Below are 3,036 nucleotides of genomic sequence, written 5' to 3'. Positions count from 1 at the left end.
GGGGTGACCGCAAGGGGGACGGTCTCGGTCATGGGCACATCCGTGGGGGCCGGAGGGGCGGTGGGGGTGGCCGTAAGGATGGCTAACCTGGGGGTCCACGAGCCCAAGCCGCACGATTTCGCACCTGCGGCCCTCCCCGCGCAAGGATCGGCCATGATCGACGAGCTGGACCTGGCCCTGGTGGACGCGCTGCGGGTGGACCCGCGGGCCCCCTGGTCCCGGCTGGCGGGACCGCTCGGCGTCGACCCGGCGACCCTCTCCCGCCGCTGGGCCAAGCTGGAGGCGGACGGCGACGCCTGGGTCACCTGCTACCCGTCGGCGGACCGGATCGGCCGCGGCCTCACCGCCCTGGTCGAGGTCGAGTGCTCCTCCGGCCGGGTCGCCGAGGTCGCCCACGCCCTGTCCGGGCACCCGCAGATCGCCTCGATCGAGGTCGTCACCGGCAGCGCCGACCTGCTGCTCACCGTCGGCGCCGCCGACCCGGCCGCCCTCGCAGGGCACCTGCTGGAACAGCTCTGCGCCGTGCCCGGGATCGGGCGCACCCGGACGTCCCTCGTCGAACGGACCGTCCGCGAGGGCAGCCGGTGGAGCGGCGGCGCCCTCGACGCCGAACAGCGCCGCGCGATCGCCGAACCGCCCGGCGAGCTCCGCAGCCCCCGCGGCGGCCGGCAGATCGAGGAGGACCTCGCCCTGATGCAGGCCCTCGGCGGTGACGGGCGCATGCCGTACGCCGAACTCGCCGAACGGACCGGCCTGCCCGCCACCACCGTCCGCCGCCGGCTCGCCGAACTCCGCGACTCCGGACGGCTGGTGCTGCGCTGCGACGCCTCCCCGAGGGGCACCGGCAACCCGCTCGCCGTGCTGCTCTGGCTGGAGGTGCCGCCCGCCCGGCTGGAGGAGGCCGCCGGCTGGCTGGCCGGCCTGCCGCAGGCCCGGATGTGCGCGGTGACCGTCGGCCGGGCCAACCTCGCGCTCTACCTGATGGTCCGCCGGCTTCCGGAACTGCGGCGGCTGGAGGAGGAACTCGCCCGGCGCTTCGACCGGCTGCGGGTCCGCGACCGGCTGGTGACCCTGCGCACCGTCAAACTCGTCGGCCGGCTGCTCACCCCGGACGGCCGGGCGCACGGCTACGTCCCCATCGACCCGTGGCCCGCCGGCCCGCTTACGGAGTGATCCCGGGCGGCCCGACGGGCCACGGCACGCGCCGAGCAGCCGCGGTCAGCCGCGGTCAGCCGCGCTCCAGACGGCCGAGCGCCAGCGCCGCCAGCAGGGCCGCCGCGTCCGGCAGCACCGCGTCGTCGAACTCGGCCTGCGCCGAGTGGTTGTACGCCGCCGTGAAGGGGTCGCGCCCGGGCGGGCAGGCACCGAGCATCAGGTACGCCCCCGGCACCAGCTGCGCCAGCACACCGAAGTCCTCCGAGCCGGCCACCGGACGCGGCATCTCCACGTACCGGTCGTCACCGAGCAACCGTCGGGCGGTGTCCGCGGCGAAGGCCGCCTCCGCGGCGTCGTTCACCGTCACCGGATAGCCCGGCTCGACGACCGCCGTCACCTCCATGCCGTGCGCCTCGCCGACACCCCGCACCACCCGCACCGCCTCCTCGACCACCCGCTCGCGCGCCTCCGGCGAGAAGGAGCGGACCGTCGCCGCGAACACCGCCTCGTCCGGGATCACGTTCTCCACCGTCCCCGCGTGGAAGGTGCCCACCGTCACCACCACCGGGTCGAACGCGTCGAACCGCCGGGTCACCATCGTCTGCAGCGCGAGCACCGCCTCGCAGGCCGCCGGGACGGGGTCCAGCGCCAGGTGCGGACTCGACCCGTGACCGCCACGGCCCCGCACCGTCACCCGGAGCGTGTCCGAGGCCGCCATGATCGGCCCCGGCCGGCTCGCCACCCAGCCGCCCGGCAGCAGCGCCGCACCCACGTGCAGCGCGTACGCCGCCACCACCCGCTCCCCGGCCGCGTCCAGCACCCCCTCGTCGACCATCAGCGCAGCCCCGCCCCCGCCCTCCTCGCCCGGCTGGAACATGAACACCACGCTGCCCGCCAACTCCTCCCGCCGCTCGGCCAGCAGCCGGGCCGCGCCCACCAGCGCGGCGGTGTGCAGGTCGTGGCCGCAGGCGTGCATCACCCCCGGCACCTGCGAGGCGTACGGCAGTTCGGCCGCCTCCTGCACCGGCAGGGCGTCCAGATCGGCACGCAGCAGCACCGCCGGGCCCGGACGGCCGCCGCGCAGCACCGCCGTCACCGAACTCAGCTTCTCACCGAGGGTCACCTCCAGCGGCAGCCCCTCCAGGGCGGCCAGCACCCGCGCCCGGGTCAGCGGCAGATCGAGCCCGATCTCGGGCTCGCGGTGCAGCGCCCGCCGCAGCTCCACCAGACCGGGCCGCAGCCCTTCGGCCGACTCGCGCAGCGCGGACGGATGAACGGGAGCCGACATGGCCACTCCTCCGGGGTAGACGGTCCCCGAATGGTCCCCCCGCGGGACGCCCCGCCCGCCGGAACCGCACGGAACCTGCGCCCGCCACCACCCGCACGCACGATTCCGCCGACCACCCTCCGGCGCGGACGGTCCGTGGCGCATGACAGCATGCCGGGATGACCACGAGCGAACCGCGGACCACGGCCGAGGCGGTGGAGGAACTGCGCACCGTCGCCCACCGGTGGGCCGACGGCCGCCGCGGCAGCACGGCGCAGCTGATCCGCGCGGCCGACCGCGCCCTGTGGGCCGGGGTGGACGCCCCCTCACTCGCACCGCTCGCCGAACTGCTCACCGTCGAACGCGACCTCGCCGCGGAGCTGTTCGGCCGGGTCACCGACGAACTCGGCTTCGGCCTGCCGCCCGCCGACGGTGGACCCGGCGGCCTGCTGCTCGCCCGCTGGTGGGCCGCCGAGATCGCCGCCGGCCGCCTCGACCCCGCCGAGGGCGCCGCCCTGATCATCGACGACATCGTCGAAGTCCACGGCGCCCACGAGGAACTGACCCCCATGCTGGACGCGGTTCGGGCCCTCTGGAGCCCCCGCCCGCCAGGC

Annotated in this window: 3 protein-coding genes; 2 read left to right on the top strand and 1 reads right to left on the bottom strand. The window is 76.2% G+C overall.

Going from position 1 to position 3,036, the window contains the following annotated elements:
* Positions 1 to 153: 153 nt before the first annotated feature.
* A complete protein-coding gene (locus ABZ641_RS31105) occupies positions 154 to 1,173 on the top strand; it encodes an Lrp/AsnC family transcriptional regulator (protein WP_359987205.1) in 1,020 nt (339 codons plus the stop codon).
* Between the two features lie 55 nt (positions 1,174 to 1,228).
* On the opposite strand, the gene ABZ641_RS31100 is transcribed toward ABZ641_RS31105, so the two are convergent.
* Positions 1,229 to 2,443: a M20 family metallopeptidase gene (locus ABZ641_RS31100; RefSeq protein ID WP_359987202.1), complete on the bottom strand. Its 1,215-nt coding sequence runs from the start codon at positions 2,441 to 2,443 to the stop codon at positions 1,229 to 1,231.
* 158 nt (positions 2,444 to 2,601) lie between these two features.
* Between ABZ641_RS31100 and ABZ641_RS31095 the strand changes: the two genes are divergently transcribed.
* Positions 2,602 to 3,036: hypothetical protein (locus tag ABZ641_RS31095; protein ID WP_359987200.1), on the top strand; the 435-nt coding region annotated here is incomplete at its 3' end.

It is taken from the genome of Kitasatospora sp. NPDC007106 (assembly GCF_040634455.1).
GTDB classification, from domain to species: Bacteria; Actinomycetota; Actinomycetes; order Streptomycetales; family Streptomycetaceae; genus Kitasatospora; species Kitasatospora arboriphila.
The sequence above is the reverse complement of the archived record's forward strand: the minus strand, read 5'-3'. Positions and strand labels throughout refer to the sequence as shown.